The organism is Pseudomonas koreensis (assembly GCF_024169245.1).
GTDB lineage: Bacteria > Pseudomonadota > Gammaproteobacteria > Pseudomonadales > Pseudomonadaceae > Aquipseudomonas > Aquipseudomonas koreensis_F.
In genome coordinates, this window is the sequence record NZ_JALJWP010000001.1 from 3,492,514 (window position 1) to 3,508,446 (window position 15,933).

At 59.5% G+C, this 15,933-nt stretch carries 16 protein-coding genes and 1 tRNA gene; 11 read left to right on the forward strand and 6 right to left on the reverse strand.

Annotated elements, in window-relative coordinates:
* Position 1: 1 nt before the first annotated feature.
* The 6 genes from ihfA (at position 2) to J2Y90_RS15670 (ending at position 3,632) form a co-directional block, all read left to right on the forward strand.
* Complete coding sequence (ihfA, locus tag J2Y90_RS15645; RefSeq protein ID WP_002553164.1) at positions 2–304, forward strand: integration host factor subunit alpha; 303 nt, start codon at positions 2–4, stop codon at positions 302–304.
* The gene (locus J2Y90_RS15650) at positions 285–641 is read left to right on the forward strand and encodes a MerR family transcriptional regulator (RefSeq protein WP_003179985.1); all 357 of its coding nucleotides are present in this window, start codon (positions 285–287) and stop codon (positions 639–641) included. Before ihfA ends, J2Y90_RS15650 begins: the two co-directional genes overlap by 20 nt.
* A gap of 89 nt (positions 642–730) precedes the next feature.
* Positions 731–807 (forward strand) — tRNA-Pro (locus tag J2Y90_RS15655).
* A gap of 78 nt (positions 808–885) precedes the next feature.
* Positions 886–1,062 carry a hypothetical protein gene (locus tag J2Y90_RS15660; RefSeq protein ID WP_253500739.1) on the forward strand — a complete coding sequence of 59 codons (177 nt, stop codon included), beginning with the start codon at positions 886–888 and terminating at the stop codon, positions 1,060–1,062.
* An 815-nt stretch (positions 1,063–1,877) separates the two neighbouring features.
* Positions 1,878–3,104 (forward strand): RtcB family protein, encoded by a 1,227-nt coding sequence (locus J2Y90_RS15665; protein WP_253500740.1) that lies wholly within the window; start codon positions 1,878–1,880, stop codon positions 3,102–3,104.
* Between the two features lie 240 nt (positions 3,105–3,344).
* Entirely contained in the window at positions 3,345–3,632 is a 288-nt protein-coding gene (locus J2Y90_RS15670) for a hypothetical protein (RefSeq protein WP_253500741.1), read from the forward strand.
* A gap of 73 nt (positions 3,633–3,705) precedes the next feature.
* Here the strand turns inward: J2Y90_RS15670 and J2Y90_RS15675 are convergent, their stop codons facing one another.
* Positions 3,706–3,981 carry a hypothetical protein gene (locus J2Y90_RS15675; protein ID WP_253500742.1) on the reverse strand — a complete coding sequence of 92 codons (276 nt, stop codon included), beginning with the start codon at positions 3,979–3,981 and terminating at the stop codon, positions 3,706–3,708.
* Positions 3,982–4,166: 185 nt separating this feature from the next.
* Between J2Y90_RS15675 and J2Y90_RS15680 the strand changes: the two genes are divergently transcribed.
* Positions 4,167–4,496, forward strand: a complete 330-nt coding sequence (locus J2Y90_RS15680; protein ID WP_186565465.1) for a hypothetical protein — start codon at positions 4,167–4,169, stop codon at positions 4,494–4,496.
* A gap of 29 nt (positions 4,497–4,525) precedes the next feature.
* Here the strand turns inward: J2Y90_RS15680 and J2Y90_RS15685 are convergent, their stop codons facing one another.
* The 3 genes from J2Y90_RS15685 to J2Y90_RS15695 form a co-directional block, all read right to left on the reverse strand.
* Positions 4,526–5,470 carry an alpha/beta hydrolase gene (locus tag J2Y90_RS15685; protein WP_253500743.1) on the reverse strand — a complete coding sequence of 315 codons (945 nt, stop codon included), beginning with the start codon at positions 5,468–5,470 and terminating at the stop codon, positions 4,526–4,528.
* Between the two features lie 114 nt (positions 5,471–5,584).
* A complete protein-coding gene (locus J2Y90_RS15690) occupies positions 5,585–6,583 on the reverse strand; it encodes an NAD(P)H-quinone oxidoreductase (RefSeq protein ID WP_253500744.1) in 999 nt (332 codons plus the stop codon).
* Positions 6,584–6,644: 61 nt separating this feature from the next.
* The gene (locus J2Y90_RS15695; RefSeq protein ID WP_253500745.1) at positions 6,645–7,844 is read right to left on the reverse strand and encodes a YbfB/YjiJ family MFS transporter; all 1,200 of its coding nucleotides are present in this window, start codon (positions 7,842–7,844) and stop codon (positions 6,645–6,647) included.
* 110 nt (positions 7,845–7,954) lie between these two features.
* Between J2Y90_RS15695 and J2Y90_RS15700 the strand changes: the two genes are divergently transcribed.
* On the forward strand, positions 7,955–8,830 hold the full coding sequence (locus J2Y90_RS15700; RefSeq protein WP_253500746.1) for a LysR family transcriptional regulator: 876 nt from the start codon (positions 7,955–7,957) through the stop codon (positions 8,828–8,830).
* 250 nt (positions 8,831–9,080) lie between these two features.
* Positions 9,081–9,497 (forward strand): hypothetical protein, encoded by a 417-nt coding sequence (locus J2Y90_RS15705; RefSeq protein WP_253500747.1) that lies wholly within the window; start codon positions 9,081–9,083, stop codon positions 9,495–9,497.
* 41 nt (positions 9,498–9,538) lie between these two features.
* Here J2Y90_RS15705 and J2Y90_RS15710 read toward each other — a convergent pair whose 3' ends face one another.
* Entirely contained in the window at positions 9,539–10,261 is a 723-nt protein-coding gene (locus J2Y90_RS15710; RefSeq protein ID WP_253500748.1) for a pirin family protein, read from the reverse strand.
* Positions 10,262–10,480: 219 nt separating this feature from the next.
* On the opposite strand from J2Y90_RS15710, the gene J2Y90_RS15715 reads away from it, so the two are divergent.
* Both J2Y90_RS15715 and J2Y90_RS15720 read left to right on the forward strand, forming a co-directional pair.
* Positions 10,481–11,431: a GlxA family transcriptional regulator gene (locus J2Y90_RS15715; protein ID WP_253505176.1), complete on the forward strand. Its 951-nt coding sequence runs from the start codon at positions 10,481–10,483 to the stop codon at positions 11,429–11,431.
* A 90-nt stretch (positions 11,432–11,521) separates the two neighbouring features.
* A complete protein-coding gene (locus tag J2Y90_RS15720; protein WP_253500749.1) occupies positions 11,522–12,994 on the forward strand; it encodes an ATP-binding protein in 1,473 nt (490 codons plus the stop codon).
* On the opposite strand, the gene J2Y90_RS15725 is transcribed toward J2Y90_RS15720, so the two are convergent.
* Complete coding sequence (locus J2Y90_RS15725; RefSeq protein WP_253500750.1) at positions 12,959–15,868, reverse strand: ATP-binding protein; 2,910 nt, start codon at positions 15,866–15,868, stop codon at positions 12,959–12,961. The two genes, J2Y90_RS15720 and J2Y90_RS15725, sit on opposite strands and share 36 nt — an antisense overlap.
* Between the last annotated feature and the right edge of the window lie 65 nt (positions 15,869–15,933).

The following is a 15,933-nucleotide window of genomic DNA, read 5'->3' on the forward strand; positions in this document are numbered from 1 at the left end:
TATGGGGGCTTTGACGAAAGCTGAGATGGCGGAACGTCTGTATGAAGAGTTGGGCCTGAACAAGCGGGAAGCCAAGGAATTGGTCGAACTGTTTTTCGAGGAAATCAGGCACGCTCTTGAAGACAACGAGCAGGTCAAATTGTCCGGTTTCGGCAATTTCGATCTTCGGGACAAACGCCAGCGGCCTGGCCGCAACCCGAAAACGGGGGAAGAAATCCCGATCACGGCTCGCCGTGTGGTCACCTTTCGTCCAGGGCAGAAGTTGAAGGCCCGAGTTGAGGCTTATGCTGGAACCAAGTCATAACGACGAGCTACCCGTCATCCCGGGCAAACGCTACTTCACCATAGGTGAAGTCAGCGAGCTGTGTGCGGTCAAGCCACACGTGCTGCGCTATTGGGAGCAGGAGTTTCCTCAGCTCAACCCCGTCAAACGCCGCGGAAACCGCCGGTATTATCAGCGCCAGGACGTGCTGATGATCCGGCAGATCCGCGCGCTCCTTTACGATCAGGGTTTCACCATCGGCGGCGCACGTCTGCGCTTGTCCGGCGATGAAGCCAAGGACGACACCACGCAGTACAAACAGATGATTCGGCAGATGATTGCGGAATTGGAAGATGTCCTGGTGGTGCTCAAGAAATAAAAAGCTGCGTTTGAATACTTCCAGTTTTCAAATGCTTGCGATATATTCTTGAGCGCTCTTCGAGGTGAAGAGCGAAACGCAACATCAGTCGGGGCGTAGCGCAGTCCGGTAGCGCACTAGCATGGGGTGCTAGGGGTCGAGTGTTCGAATCACTCCGTCCCGACCATATTTTTCAATGACTTAGGCCGATGTTCACAGCATTGGCCTTTTTCATGTGCGTGAGATTTGCGAATGGAGTCGAGTTATGGATAAGGCGTTCAAACAGCCAATGTTTGTTGTTGGGCTGCCACTTGCAATTTGCGGCTTCGTTTTCGGCCTCAATGGTCTTCTCGCCAGCGGAACCTTGGCTCACGTAGCTCCGGGGCTATTGATACCTGGCTTGGTATTCATGTTGATAGGGTGGCTGCAACGGAATAAGTGATTTGTCGCCTCGTCGTTGTATGAGGCTTTTTTATGCCCGCTCGTCGAGCAGATCGCACTCCGGGGCTGCGCATTTTCTCTCAATAATATGCGCAGCCCCTGCGCCACTGACGGGAGAAATGATGATCGACGACAACAACGGCCCTGAAGCGCCATATCCGGGACCAGGCGAGCAAACCCCTGACTCTGGCCAGGGTCATGATTCCGGCCTGGAGCAGGCTGACTCTGAGCCAAAGCAAGGTGCCGACGAACGACCAGAGGACTGGAATCCGCCACCCGGGAATCCTGGCTCAGATCAAGATGCCCAGACGGGCCGAAATAACGGCGGCGCGAAATAGGCGCATGGAATTCATATCGTGTACAAGACCCGGCCCAACGTGCCGGGTTTTTTTATTGCCATCGAACTCGCTAGCAACGTAGCCGAGATCTAAACGGAGGCGGTCATCTGGTTTTGAGTGGGCGAAGCCATAAGGCGCCGGCGGCTGGACGTTTCGATCCAGGCGCCGGCAGCAAGCATGTTCACTCTACTATGCAGATCCAGCGGTGGTTGTATCGGTATGGCGCGCGCGTAAAGTGGACGTCTGAGACCATCTTCATGCCGCGCTCTTGAAGCGCTTCGGTCAGTTGTACGAGTGTCTCTGCCTGGATAGTCATTGCTGTTACCTCGTCAGATTTACTACGTTCATAATTCTTGACCGAGAGATCAGCCGGCTAATTCATTTTTTCTACGGTAATCATTGAGGCTGTGTGATCAGGGCGCTGCACTTCACTTCGTGCCTGCGATTTCAGCTGATGGAAACGAACAGGACAACCGATATGAAAGACCAAACCTACCAACTCCTCGAAGTCGCCAACGGCAAGCCAATCAAACTCTGGACCGAAGGCGTTCCGGTAGAAAATGAAGCCCGTGCACAATTGATGAACACCGCGAAAATGCCCTTCATCTTCAAGCATCTGGCGGTGATGCCTGACGTGCATTTGGGCAAGGGTTCGACGATCGGCAGCGTGATTCCAACAGTGGGCGCGATCATTCCCGCAGCGGTGGGTGTCGACATCGGTTGTGGAATGATCGCTGCGCGTACATCGCTGATGGCTTCGGATCTGCCGGATAACCTCCACGGACTGCGCAGCGCCATTGAACAGGCGGTTCCCCATGGCCGCAGTTTGAGTCGGTCGCGGCGAGACAAAGGCGCTTGGGACGAGGTCCCGCAGCAGGCTGATCAGGCCTGGGCAGGTTTGCAGCCGCGCTTCAAATTGATCACCGACAAGTATCCGAAACTGGCCAACACCAACAACCGTGGGCACTTGGGGACACTTGGCAGCGGCAACCACTTTATCGAAGTGTGCCTGGATGAAGCCGACCGGGTGTGGTTCATGTTGCACAGTGGTTCGCGTGGTGTCGGCAACGCCATCGGCAACCTGTTCATCCAGATGGCCCAAGCCGATATGCGTCAGCACATTGCCAACCTGCCGGACCGTGACCTGGCCTATTTCGAAGAAGGCAGCCAGCACTTTGATGATTACGTGGAAGCAGTGGGGTGGGCGCAGGACTTCGCCAGACAGAACCGCGAACTGATGATGCGCGCAGTGATTCAGGCCACGCGGCAGATCATCCGCAAGCCGTTCGAAGTGGCGCTGGAGGCCGTCAACTGCCACCACAATTATGTGCAGAAAGAGCGGCATTTTGGTCAGGAGGTACTGATCACCCGCAAAGGCGCCGTGTCGGCGAAGAAAGGTGAATTGGGGATTATTCCGGGCTCGATGGGCGCCAAGAGCTTTATCGTTCGCGGTCTGGGCAACACAGAATCGTTCAGTTCCTGCAGCCACGGCGCCGGCCGCACCATGAGCCGCACCAGGGCCAAGAATACCTTCACCGTCGCCGATCAGATCCGCGCCACCGCCCATGTGGAGTGTCGCAAGGACGAAGCGGTCATCGACGAAATTCCGATGGCCTACAAGGACATCGATAAAGTCATGCATGCCCAGCGTGAGCTGGTGGAAGTGCTGCACACCTTGCGTCAGCTGGTGTGCGTCAAAGGATAACGCCACGTACTGCCGACGATGGCAAGTGGTGGAGCGTTCACTATGCCGCACATGACCAAACTGCTCAGCAGCGGCGGGCCGCCCCGAAATCTGTTGCGAAACCTCATCGAGCGCCGCTAGCCTTCAGCCATTAGCACATCCGACCTAATTGCCCCTGTCCCGGCTCGACTTTAAAGTCCTTTCGCTTGGCAGCTTATTGCCAGAATTTTTCCGGTATGAAAATCAAAAAGGTCGATCTGCATGAACTCATCAAGGACTATCCCGGTTCTCGCTTTATTCGCAACATTGGCGCTCGCGGTCACTGGATGCCAGACCGTCAAGCCGGGAGAGAGTGATCTCAAGAATCGAGCACAGACCACCATCGGCAAGCCTGTAATCAAGGTTTCCAACATCCGCAGCGACTTCAATACAACCTTCTACACCGCTCAAACCGAAGGTGGTGAATACACGTGCGAACTGCCGAGCGGCCCAATGGTCGCTCTGGGTTCCATGGGGATGGGCCTGGGGGCTCAGTGCAACAAGCAATGATGAACCATTCTCCGCGACGCTGAGAAAGAAAGGCCAATGTCCGTGACATTGGCCTTTTTATTTATCGACAACTCTACTGAGCGGGTTTTTTCTCAAGATCTTCGGAGTCGCTCGACGTCGCCGCATCCTTTTCCGTCTCATGCGGCTCTGAGCCCGCGTTGGCGCCTGACGATTCTTCACCTTTCTTGTTCGCCTTCTCATCATGATCGCTTGAGCTTTCTGCGTGATTGACGCCGGGCAGGGCGGTGGCAGGGGTGGCGGCACCCGCTGTCGTTTCGGCTGCCCAGGCGTGGAGTGGGCCGATCAGGCACAGGCTGAAAAAAGACAGGGCGAGGATTTTCTTGTTCATCACTTGGGTCTTCTGCGCGGTGGGATGTACTGCGTTGGATAGGCCTGCCTGCCAAAGGTGCGCGGTAGTGGACGAGCGGCGAATTTCACCTGATGAAAAATATCCCGACAGCAGGCAAATTGCTGGCCCCCAGACGCAATCCACCCCGGCAAAATCGCCTTTTTTCAAAAGGTTAGGTTGGCTATATGCGGACGATTGTGATCACCGTTGCGACGCTTTCCCTGGCTTTGATCGCCTCGGGAGTGCAGGCAAAAGAGTTAAGCAAGGGCCATCGCTTTGCCTGCACCTGGGGCTCGGACATTGCTGCCGGTGCGCAGCAATCCAAGCTGTCCGGGGTTTCGCTGTACGGCGCACGCAAGCAGTTGCAGGTCCGCCGCTTCCAGCAACCCTGGATGCGCATGACCGCGATGGGGATTACCGAGCAGACTTACAACAGCAGTTCGAAGCTCAAACCGGCCGCGGTCAAGCAGACCTATTACGAGCAATGCGTACGCCATGAGTTGGCTCGGCGCTGATGCCGGTTTCTCAGGACTGATTACACAGTTCAGGAATCGCGAGAGCCCTTGGCGACTGCCGGCCCGGCAACCCGCGGCGCCGCTTTGGTCTGCATCAGTGCATCCAGAGCCTTGCGATAACCCTGGCCACCGAGCGCCATGCTGTTGTTATGAGTTGCCCCTGGCACCAGCAACAGGCGCTTGGGCTGCTCAGCGGCATTGAACAGCTGCTCACTGAAGCGCGGCGGTACAAAGGCATCAGCCAAGCCATGCACCACCAGCAGCGGCATGTGAATGTCGGCGATCTTGTCGATGGAATCGAATTTCTGCGACAGCAACCAGCGCACCGGTAGCGAAGTATTGGCCACTGCGGCAGCTACGTCGGCCAGAGAAGTGAAGGTAGACTCGATGACCAGCCCACGCACTGGCAGAGGCGTGTGGTTGCGCGCTGCGTTCTGCCCTAGCTCAGCCGCCAGATCGATCGCCACTGCGCCACCGAGAGAATGGCCGTAGATCAGGCGCTTGTTCGGATCGGGTTGCAGCAGCTGGAAGCGCTCCCAGGCCACCCGGGCATCTTCATAAACGCTGCTTTCGGACGGTAAATCGCCCTTGCTCTGTCCGAACCCGCGATAGTCGATAGCCAACACCGAATAACCCGCCGCGCGCAGCTGTTCGATGCGAAACAATTGCCCGGTGAGGTTCCAGCGCACGCCATGCAGGTACAGAATCGCTGGCGCATTGGCACGTTCGGCCGGCCACCACCAGGCATGGATGTTCTGCCCGGCCTTGAAGCTTTTCGGTTGCAGATCAAGTTCCTGAACGCTGCCGGGCAGACCGCGATACCAGCCGGCGGTGCCGGGTTCGATGCGGAACAGCAGTTTGCGCTCGGTGTGTTCCAGCACCGCACAACTCGTCGGCACACCAATAATTAGCGCGGCCATCATGGCGTACGCCAGGCGGCGGCGTCGCAGACGAGTCAGGAAGGACAGGAACATCAATCGTTTCACCACGGCGCAGACAAAGAACGCTTTTTACCAGATGCCTCGGTCTGCGCGTGACTGTTTTTCGACCACCGTGCACGCCCAACGATTACAAGATGCTGCAATCGATCACACCACTTGCAGCACAATCTTGCCGATATGGTCGCCGCCCTCCATGCGGGCATGGGCCTGAGCTGCGTCAGCCAGCGGGTAAACCTTGTCGATGATCGGCAGGCAGCGCCCGGCGCTGAGGGCAGGCCAAACGTGTTCTTGCAGTTGATCGGCGATGGCGGCTTTCTCCGCAGCGGTACGCGCGCGCAGCAGCGAACCGGTGACCACCGCGCGTTTGCCGAGGATCGCCAGCAGATCGATGTCGTTGGCGCGGGCGCCGCCAAGAAAGCCGAGCATTACCAGACGCCCGTCCATGGCCAGTGTGCTGATGTTGCCGTTCAAATACGATCCACCCATGATGTCGAGAATCACGTTCACGCCCTGATCTGCGGTCTTCTGGGCAATGACCTTGGCAAAATCTTCTTCCCGATAGTTGATCGGCTGCCCGCCAAGTTTACTGATTGCGCCGCATTTTTCAGGACTGCCGGCGGTGGCGAACGCCTCAATACCGAATTCACGGCAGAGCATCAGCGCTGTGGTACCGATACCGCTGGAGCCACCGTGAATCAGCACGCGCTGGCCTGTCTTGGCGGCGCCGAGGCCGAAAAGGTTGGCCCAGACGGTGAAAAACGTTTCCGGAATCGCGGCGGCCTGGACCCAATCGACTCCATCCGGCACAGGCAAAGTCTGGCCGGCTGGTACCGCGCAATACTCGGCGTATCCGCCGCCATTGGTCAGTGCGCACACACGATCGCCCACAGCGAACCGCGTAACTCCGGCCCCCAGTGCAACCACTTCGCCAGCCACTTCCAGGCCAGGAATCGGGTCCATGCCGGGTTTCATCGGGTATTTGCCGGCACGCTGCAAGGCATCGGGGCGATTGATACCGGCGGCGTGAACGCGGATCAGCACCTGACCTTCGGCAACGGTTGGCAGAGGCACGCGTCTGGCTTGCAATACTTCAGGGCCGCCGGGCTCGGTGATTTCGATACGGGTCATTTCATTGGGCAGTGACATAGTCGATTCCTGTGAAAAAGGTCGTGTAGATGGGAGCACTGGCAACGCGCAATGATTCCCTTCAGTTCGCCGCGCAACGGGATTCAGTTGTAGAGGGCAGCCAGCGCATGGCTTGCTCCAGCAGTAGAGCGACGACGATCGCGCCAGCGGCGATCACAAACAGCAGCGTGTGCTGGCCGCCCGAGGTATTGAACAATGCCGAATAGGCAAACCCGGCCAGCGCCTGAAAGGTTGCGAATGACACAGTGGCACGGCTCCACGCGATCTGCTGACGGTGATGCGACGGCACCAGTTCATGCACCCGGGCCAAGGCTAGCGGAACGATGCCCGGCGGGAACGAGCCGAGAATCACCGCCAGTAAAGCCAGCGCCAGAAATGAATGGGAGACGGCCAGCAAACCGAGGGCGATGGCTTGCACTACCAACACCAGTCGAATACCAGTACGGGCGCCAAGCTGGTCAGCCAGAAACCCGTAAGTCATCGGCCCGACAATCGCCCCCAGGCCATACATGACCCAGACCATCGCGCCGATATGCGCCCCGGCACCCAATCCACGCGCTACGTAATCCACCAGAAACACCATTGCAGGCACCAGCCCGGCGGCCATGAACGCGTATTGAGCGAATAACAGGTAAACGCCCGGCGGTGTTGGCTCATCAGCCGACGTTGCGTGCGCAGCCACGGCATGCGTGGTATCCGCAGGCCAGCCGAACCAGCTCACCGCGGTCAGCAACAGCGCCAGCGCGCCCAGTCCCAGCCAGGTTGCCTGCAAGCCAAGCGTCAGCAGCGGCGGCACGAGGGTTCCGGAGCCGGCAATCCCGAGGCCGATGCCAAGGAAGATTGCGCCACTGGCCAAGCCTCGGCGCGACGCCGGAACGTGTGGCAGCACGGTTGCCGCAACCAGCACCATGATCGCGCCGCCGGCAATGCCGGACAGCAAACGCCAGCCGAAGAACCAGCTCACCGACAACGGGTAAGCACAGGCAAAAAATGCTGCCGTGACCGCCAGCATCATCAGGCGCAAGGCATTGCGATTACCCAGTCGGTGGGCCATGGGCCGACCGAGCAGGGCACCGATCAAATAGCCGACCAGATTGGCCGCGCCGAGATAGACGACATCATTAGCCGAAAACCACTGCGCCTGAATCAGCGAAGGGATCAAGGGCGTGTAAGCGAAACGCGCCAGGCCGATGCTGACCAGGCTGGCGCAAAGTCCGGCGAAGATCGGCAGCCAGATGCCGGAAGAGTTTGATGTACGCATGATTGCGATCTCACAAGAGGTGTATGGCGCTCAGCTTATCGGCTATCGTTGCTGCGCATATGCAGCGATTAAGCGGCACACTGATGCAAAAATGTTTCGAAGAGGATGGTATGAACTGGGATGATGCGCGGGTGTTTCTGGCGGTCTGTCGTGAGTCGACATTGCGCGGTGCTGCGCGGATTCTGGGCGTGGATCAGGCCACGGTCGGACGCCGCGTTACTGCGCTGGAGAAATCGTTGAGCGCGACGCTGTTCCTGCGCACCTCGGATGGCTACGCGCTGACCGCAGTCGGTGAAGCGGCGCTCAAAAGTGTGGAAAAAATGGAGCACTCGGCGCTTGAGCTGGAGCGGCACATCCATGGGCTGGATGATCGTCTGATCGGTAATGTGCGGGTCAGCACCACCGACTCGCTGGCCATCGACTTCATTATTCCGGCGATGGCGAGCCTGCATGATCAGCATCCTGATGTGCAAATCCAGCTGGATGCCTCGACGCAAATCCTCAGTCTGGCCAAGCGCGAGGCGGATATCGCCGTGCGCAATACCCGGCCGGATAACCCGGATCTCATCGCCCGGCGAATCGCCCGTTGGCCTGTAGGACTTTTCGCAGCGAAGGCGTATGTCGACCGCCATGGCGAACCGCGGCCCGGCAGTGCTTTCGAGGGGCATGATCTGGTGGTTTATCAGCCCTATCTGCAGAGTAAAAAAGATTTGACCCTGGTCTCCGAACCGTTGAACAAAGGGCGCATCGTCGCGACGCTCAGTTCCAGCCTGTTGGTGCGTCGCTCACTTGCCGCCGGCCTGGGTGTAGGGGAAATTCCGGTGTACATGGGCGAGCGCGACGGCCTGGTCAGACTCTGGCCGGAGCGGACCCGGCCGCTGCCGTATGAAGTGTGGCTGGTCACCCACGCCGACCTGCGTCACACCGCGCGGGTGCGGGCCGTTATCGAACAGATCGTTGAGGCGTTTGCGCTGGAAAACCAATAATGGATTCAGGGTTTTGCCGAGGCTACAACGTCTGACGAAACAGCCTACGTCCGAGGCAGAATGGGCCGGCTTGTCGTCGACACTGATGAATTCTATTGTGACCGCAGCTCGATGCAGACCTCAGGCCCGCATCGAAACGAAGCGCCAGGGAAGGCCTCGGTAGCCACACAAAGGTGTCGAATTGAAAATCAGGGAAGTGAGTCATTATGCAGTTACGGATAGATCGGACGCAGGTCGGGACAGGCAAATCATGAGCACTTTAAGCCGCGAAGAATTCGATGCCAGGATAGAAACCATCGAGACGAGAATGGACGGCCGCGTAGCAGAAATGCGCGCCGACATTCGCGGGTTCCTTGCTGCTCAGGCAGAGCAGAACAAGGCCCTATTGGAACGGGACAAGCGTTATGACCTGATGTGGATGGGCGTGCAGAAAATCGCCGACGAATCGCGGGAAGCGATCAGGCAGGCATCAACGGTAAAGGCCAACTATTGGGCTGCCACCACCGTGCATTTCCTCGGCGTGGCTTCGTTGCTGGTAGGCGCGCATTTCGCCAATCAGGCGGCGGTGTTGAGCACAATACAAACCACGCTTGCGGCGATTCAGATTGGCAAAGAAGTATCGTCACCCAAACCGGTCGTACAACCCTCAACAGTGCCGCCGCCATAAAAAACGGCCTTCATTGGAAGGCCGTTCTGCAGCGCGCCAAATCATGGCATTTCAGGCAACTCCTGTGGGCGCAGGTCGAATACCAGCACTTCGGCATCGACGCCGTTGCTCAAGGTGAGCAGCTGTTCTTCACGAACCCGCACGCCGTCGCCTTCCTGCAAGGTCTGGCCGTTGAGTTCGACGCTGCCACGCGCAACGTGCACGTAGGCGTAACGATTGGCCGGCAATTTCAGCGTGGCGCTTTCCTTGCCGTCGAATAACCCGGCATAGACCCGCGCATCCTGGCGGACTTTCAGGGAGCCGTTGTTACCATCCGGCGAGATGATCAGTTGCAGGCGACCGCGTTTTTTCTGCGCGCTGAAGTGCTCCTGCTGATAACGCGGTTTGGCGCCGCTGACGTCCGGCACGATCCAGATTTGCAGAAAGTGCACGGGCTTGGTGGCCGAGTGGTTGAACTCACTGTGCGCCACGCCGCTGCCGGCACTCATCAATTGCACATCACCGGGGCGGATCACCGAGCCAGTACCGAGGGTGTCCTTGTGTTCCAGCGCGCCTTCGAGCACATAGGAAAAGATTTCCATGTCGCGGTGCGGGTGCTGGCCAAAACCTTTGCCGGCGGCGACCCGGTCATCGTTGATCACCAGCAGGTCGGAAAACCCTTGTTCACGCGGGTTGCGGTAGCTGGCGAAAGAGAAGGTGTGAAACGACTTCAACCAGCCGTGATTGGCGAGGCCGCGATCGGAGGCTTTGCGAAGAGTCAGCATGATGAAATCTCCTGGCGGGACGTGAATTCGTCCGAGTGAGGAGAAGGTTACTGGTTACCGGACAAGGCAATAAGTAGATGGAAATTGAAAGACTGTCCGGCTCAGGTTGACAGTTTTGCGTTATGGTTCACCCATTCGTGTGCGCTGATTACGCCTGAGTTGGCCATAATGCCCGGGTTGCAGCGTGCGTATTTACCCCTGAAATGTGTGATGCCTCCCATGAAAACCGTGGCAATGGTGCTGTTTCCTGACTTTCTGATGCTCGACATGGCCGGGCCGCTGGAAGTGTTTTCAGTCGCCAACCGTTATCTGAAACCGGATTTGCATTATCAACTGACGACGGTGGGCACGGAGCGCGGCTTGCTGAGGGCTTCCAATGGCGTGCAGGTCCAGGCTGATCTGCATATTGACGAAGCGGCCGAACGCTATGACCTGTTATTGGTGCCCGGCGGACCCGGTGCTTACAACCAGAGATTTCCGCAGCTGTTCACCTGGCTGAAAAACGCCGTGCCGCGCGCCGAACGCTACGGTTCGATTTGCACTGGCGCGTTCATCCTCGGCCATGCCTGTTTGCTGGACGGTTATCGCGTCACCACGCACTGGAATTACACCGAGCGGCTGATCAAGGCCTTTCCGAAAACCACGGTGACCACCGATCAGATCTACGTCGAGGATCGTAATCTGATCACCTCGGGTGGGGTGACCGCCGGCATCGACCTGGCACTGGCGGTGGTGGCCAGAGATCACGGCAAGAAAATCGCTCAGGACGTGGCCAAGGTCTTGTTGGTGGTCATGAAGCGCCAAGGCGGACAAGCGCAGTTCAGCCCTTTGATGGCGGCAGTCTCTCCGCAGGAGACGCCCATCACCCGCGCGCAGAATTACGTGCTTGAACACCTGGACGAAGCCTTCACCGTCGAGCGCATGGCCGGATTGGCGAACATGAGCGCACGCCACTTCGCTCGTCTGTTTACTCGTGACGTCAACATGACGCCGATGGAATTCCTGCAGAACGCCCGCATTGACTGCGCGCGAAACCTGTTGGAGACCAGCGATCTGCCCCTCAAAACCATTGCCTACAAAAGTGGCTTCGGCAGTGTCCGGCACATGCGCTCGTTGTTCGCCGAAAAGCTCGGCCTTACGCCTTTGCAGTACCGGGAACAGTTCAGCTAGAGCGGTTCTGTCCGTCTGGCGCAGCCGGATGTCCGTACTGTGTCGGCTGTGGCGGTTGTATCGTCACGCAAGGGTGCCAAGATGTCTGGCATGAATAATCACAACGACACAAACCAGGGTTCGGTGCTGCGTTTTGGCCCCTACGCCTTTCATGTGCGCCAGCGTCTGGTCCTTGAAGGAGAGCAGCCGCTGCGCATGGGCGGGCGCGCCATGGACATTCTGCAGGTGCTGCTCGATAACGCGGGCGAGGTGGTCAGCAAAGAGCAATTGATTGCTCAAGTGTGGCCGACGTCGATCGTCGAAGAGATCAATCTTCGGGTGCACATCGCGGCATTGCGGCGCGCACTGGGCGACGGCACCAACGGGCAGCGTTACATCATTCACGTGGCGCAATGCGGCTACAGTTTTGTCGCCCCGGTGCAGCGGCACACAAGTGATGCGCTGCCCACGCCCGTCGCCGCGCTCACGGCTCTGCACAATCTTCCAGCACGACTGACGCCAGTCAGCGGGCGCGATGCCTTGGTCGGGAGTCTGGTTCGACAAATGCCGGTGTGCCGCTTGATGACAATTACCGGTGCGCCGGGTGTTGGCAAAACCACTGTGGCACTGCGCGTGGCGGAATTGCTGCTGCAATACTTTCGCGATGGCGCCTGGTGGGTCGATCTTGCTGGCCTCGAAGCCGGCAAACCATTGCTCGAACACCTGTTGCACATCCTTAAGACAGACTTTTTCACCCTGACCGGCCGGCACGCCTTGTTGATACTGGATAACTGCGACCACCAGCGCGACAGCTGCGCGGCTCTGGCAGAAACCCTGTTGCATGCTGCGCCCCGTCTGTCGATTCTGGTCACCGCCCGCGAACCCCTGCGAGTCGCGCAGGAGACCGTTCATTACGTCCCGCTGTTGGCGATTCCCAAGCGCTCGACATTGAACACCGTCGAAGAAGCCATGGGCTATCCGGCGGTGCAGTTGTTCGTCAATCGCGCGCGGGCGCGGCAGCATGGCTTCAGTTTGCGTGAACAGGATTTGCCGGGCGTGCGCGAGATTTGCCGTCAACTGGACGGTCTGCCGCTGGCGATCGAACTCGCCGCGGCGCAGATCGACGCACTGGGTTTGATCGGCTTACAGGCCCAGGTTGAAAACGGTTTGCAGTTGCTCGGCCAAGGCCGGCGCACCGCGGAACCGCGCCATCAGTCGATGGCTGCTGCTATCGATTGGAGCTATCAATGCCTGACAGAAATGGAGCAGCAAGTGCTGCTGCGTCTGTCGGTGTTCAGCACGGGCTTTACTCTGGAGGCCGCACTGAGCGTGATCAGCAGCGTGGATCTGGCCGGTTCCAGGCTGAGCGCGATAATCGAAGGGCTGGCACGCAAATCGTTGCTGATCCAGCAACCGGTCCATGCAACGGTGCGCTATTGGATGCTCAACACCGTGCGCCGCTATGCGCGCGATCAGCTCCAACGCAGCGACGAGAGGCTCGAACTGGAACATCGCCATGCGCGCTATCTCAGCCGCATACGCAACGCGTCAGGCCGGGCACTGGTCGCGCAGACGGTCGAGTAGCCGACGCACCTTGCGCAAGTCCGGAGTAGCGTAGCCTTCGGTGAAGCGCTGGTAGATGGGGGTCAGCAGATCCAGTGCCTCGCGATGGCGAGACTGGCGCTGCCACAGTTCAGCAAGAACCTTGGCGCTGCGCAGTTCCCAGGCCAGCGCGCCTTGGCTTCTGGCGATGGTCAAGGCTTGTTGCAGCGTTCGTTCTGCTTCCTGGATTTCAGCGCTGTCTGAGAAGGCCGCTTCGCGAGCAGGCTCGCTCCCACAGGAATCCGCACCCAACTGAGAATCTACGCCCGACACCGAACCCTTGTGGGAGCGAGCCTGCTCGCGAAGGGGAGTCTCTGAACCCTTCAACAATGCCGCCGCCCGCCCGCGCAATATCTCCGCCGCACTCCATCCCGCATCGCCGCTATATGCCCGCTCCACCAGTGCCTCATCGACAAAGCGCTCATCCAGCGTAACCATGACTTCGCGGATCAGACCACTGCTCTGCGCTGACACAGGCGCGGCATTATCCGGATCGATCACCTGCGCGTAGTGCCGGCCCCAATTATTGAACAGCAGCACCGAGTGCTTCTGCGATTGCTCCAGCAGCAATTGCAGCAGAGCGCGGGCGGTTTCGCGTTCACCGTTGTAATGAGCGATCAGGCAACTGGCCAGCGCCAGGGTGTAGCAGATCGAGGTGCCGTGGTTGATCTGCACGGCAATGTCCAGCGCCTGCCGTGCCGCGCGCCAAGCCTGCTCGGGCAGGCCCTGCAGCCACAGCACCCGTGCCAGCACCGTCAGCGAGGCGACGCTCTGGTCGTATTGCACGCCAAAACCATGGGTGAAGCGATTGAGATGGCCGCTGTGGGCCATGCGTTGCAGCACTTGCTCGGCATGCGCGCGCGCCTGCGGTTGGTCGCCGGCATAATGCAGGGCCAGCACCCGCAAGCGATGTGTGCTCAGTGATAGCAGCGGTTCGCCGTGTACGCCGATTCGGTCGAATTGCTCACTCTGGGCCAAAGCCATGCGGTAATGCCCGCAGCTCAGATTGACCGCCATGTGCCCGGACACCGCACGCAGTTGCCCGGCGAGATCGCCGTGTTTCTCGGCCAATTGGCAGGCGTCGACGAAGGCCTGGATGGTTTGTGGCGTGCCGCCCCAGGTGTGATAGCTGGCGCTGCCGAGCGCCAGTTTCAGGGCGATTTGCAGGCGAGGGCAGGGCGCAGATGTTTCCTCGATCAGCACCAGTGCGCGACGCACATGGCGGCTGTAGTCGCGCAACAGCGACAGCTCCTGCCACAACGGTGCCGAAGCGGCTGCCAGTTGCACACCCAGCTCATCCGGTCCCGGCCCGTTGAGGCTCCAATCCAGCGCCGCGCGCAAATCCTCCAGACCCCGGGCATAGCGTTCCAGCCACAGCACCGTCGGGGTGTTGTCCCAATCCGCTTGCGCCCGTTGCATCAATGTCAGGCAGCGCTCGGCGTGGCGTAAGCGGGTTGCGCTGAGCTCGTCGGCCTGTTCGAGTTTTTCCAGTGCGTAGTGGCGCGTGGTGTCGAGCAAGCGGTAGTAAACATCTTCATCACCTACTTCGACGCTAAGCAGGGATTTGGCCACCAGTTGCGTGACTGCGTTGAACACTGCACCGGGATCGATCTGTTGGCCAATGACCACTGCCGCCGCGGAGGCGAGGTTGAAACTGCCGCGGAAAATCCCCAGACGGCGCAGACAGGTTTGCTCGCAGGCGTTGAGCAGGTTGAAACTCCAGTCCATCGTCGCGCGCAGAGTCAGATGGCGCTCGGCGCTGCTGTGTTGTCCGGCTGACAGCGGCGGCAAACCCTCGCGCAATTGCTTGAGCAGTCCGTCCATGCCCAATTCGCTCACCTGCGCGGCGGCGAGTTCCAGTGCCAGCGGAATGCCGTCCAGGCGCTGGCAGATCTCGATCGCTTGCGGCAGCTCGGCGTGGCTCAGTTGAAAGTTTTCCCTGGCCGCCGTGGCGCGTTCGACAAACAATTGCAGCGCAGCAAAGCCCAGCGCCTGGGCCGGCTCCATCGCGGTCGACATGGACGGGCATTCGAGTGATTCCAGACGCTGCACGAACTCGCCCTCAGCGCGCAGGCTCTCGCGGCTGGTCGCGAGGATATGCACCTCGGGCGCGCCGCGCAGAATCCGCTCGCTGAGCGCCGCGATCGCATCGATCAAGTGCTCGCAGTTGTCGATTACCAGCAACATTTGCCGATCACGCAGACCATCGACCAGACAAGCCTGCGCATCGCCTTCAGCTGCCGACAGATTGAGCAGCGCTGCCAGGTGCGAGCCGATCAGTGCGGGATCGGCGATGGGCGCCAGATCCACCAGGCGGATACCGTCGCGATACTGGCCGATCAATTGCTCGGCGACGCGCAGGGCGACCGTGGTTTTGCCGATGCCGCCGGGGCCGACCAGGGTGATGCAGCGTCGGCGCGGCAGTTGCGCGATCAGGTGATCGACCACCGGCTGGCGACCGATCATTCGCGTACGGCGCAGCGGCAGGTTGTGTCTGGCCACAGCGACCGCAGGTTTCTGTTCGATGCTGTCGAGCACAATCGGTGCGACAAAGCTGTAGCCGCGCTGCGCCACGGTGACGATATAGCGCTGCCCGTTCTGCCCGTCGCCCAGCGCCTTGCGCAGCGCCGCCATGTGCACGCGCAGGTTGATGTCTTCGACGACACTGTCTGGCCAGACCCCGGCCATCAATTGCTGCTTGCTCACCACTTCACCAGCGTGGGCCAGCAAAATCAGGAGGATGTCCATCGCCCGCCGTCCCAGGCGCAAAGGCTGTTGGCCTTCAATCAGCAGTCGTTGCCCGGGATGAATCCGATAGGGGCCAAATGCAATGGCCTGATTCGGGGGAAAACTCAACAGCGCGCTCCTGCGGTAATGCGGCGGACAGGGCGAATCAGACCTTGGCGCATGCGCAGGCCGTC

Excerpts from the sequence above, each read along its gene's own strand:
- ihfA (WP_002553164.1), top strand. The coding sequence starts at position 2 with ATGGGGGCTTTGACGAAAGCTGAGATGGCGGAACGTCTGTATGAAGAG.
- J2Y90_RS15650 (WP_003179985.1), top strand. The coding sequence starts at position 285 with ATGCTGGAACCAAGTCATAACGACGAGCTACCCGTCATCCCGGGCAAA.
- J2Y90_RS15660 (WP_253500739.1), top strand. The coding sequence starts at position 886 with ATGGATAAGGCGTTCAAACAGCCAATGTTTGTTGTTGGGCTGCCACTT.
- J2Y90_RS15665 (WP_253500740.1), top strand. The coding sequence starts at position 1,878 with ATGAAAGACCAAACCTACCAACTCCTCGAAGTCGCCAACGGCAAGCCA.
- J2Y90_RS15670 (WP_253500741.1), top strand. The coding sequence starts at position 3,345 with ATGAACTCATCAAGGACTATCCCGGTTCTCGCTTTATTCGCAACATTG.
- J2Y90_RS15675 (WP_253500742.1), bottom strand. The coding sequence starts at position 3,981 with ATGAACAAGAAAATCCTCGCCCTGTCTTTTTTCAGCCTGTGCCTGATC.
- J2Y90_RS15680 (WP_186565465.1), top strand. The coding sequence starts at position 4,167 with ATGCGGACGATTGTGATCACCGTTGCGACGCTTTCCCTGGCTTTGATC.
- J2Y90_RS15685 (WP_253500743.1), bottom strand. The coding sequence starts at position 5,470 with ATGTTCCTGTCCTTCCTGACTCGTCTGCGACGCCGCCGCCTGGCGTAC.
- J2Y90_RS15690 (WP_253500744.1), bottom strand. The coding sequence starts at position 6,583 with ATGTCACTGCCCAATGAAATGACCCGTATCGAAATCACCGAGCCCGGC.
- J2Y90_RS15695 (WP_253500745.1), bottom strand. The coding sequence starts at position 7,844 with ATGCGTACATCAAACTCTTCCGGCATCTGGCTGCCGATCTTCGCCGGA.
- J2Y90_RS15700 (WP_253500746.1), top strand. The coding sequence starts at position 7,955 with ATGAACTGGGATGATGCGCGGGTGTTTCTGGCGGTCTGTCGTGAGTCG.
- J2Y90_RS15705 (WP_253500747.1), top strand. The coding sequence starts at position 9,081 with ATGAGCACTTTAAGCCGCGAAGAATTCGATGCCAGGATAGAAACCATC.
- J2Y90_RS15710 (WP_253500748.1), bottom strand. The coding sequence starts at position 10,261 with ATGCTGACTCTTCGCAAAGCCTCCGATCGCGGCCTCGCCAATCACGGC.
- J2Y90_RS15715 (WP_253505176.1), top strand. The coding sequence starts at position 10,481 with ATGAAAACCGTGGCAATGGTGCTGTTTCCTGACTTTCTGATGCTCGAC.
- J2Y90_RS15720 (WP_253500749.1), top strand. The coding sequence starts at position 11,522 with ATGAATAATCACAACGACACAAACCAGGGTTCGGTGCTGCGTTTTGGC.